The organism is Bradyrhizobium sp. Ses1, assembly GCF_059512365.1.
The window spans coordinates 1-247 of sequence record NZ_JCAMOQ010000267.1; the positions used below are offsets into that span (position 1 = coordinate 1).

Genomic DNA, 247 nt, shown 5'->3' on the forward strand with positions numbered 1-247 from the left:
CGCCGATTTCCCTGACCAAAAACGTTCCTGTGACCGTCAGGAACATTTCGGAAGCTGCATCATCCTTCTTGAACAATATGTCTCCCCGGCGATATCTGCGTTCAGTCATGAACGGTTTGAGCCATTCCAATGAGGTATCGCCCTCCGTCGCGATACGTGCCCTTTTGATGAGATTGAGCATTTGACGGAGGCGGATTGCATTGATCGGCAGCAAGAGCAGATAGAGGATGAAAGCCCCGACATTTCC

Annotated in this window: 1 pseudogene; it reads right to left on the reverse strand. The window is 51.0% G+C overall.

What is annotated here, in order from left to right:
* Positions 1–247 (reverse strand): annotated as a pseudogene (locus AC5ZG5_RS46625) (Crp/Fnr family transcriptional regulator); the annotation flags it as partial.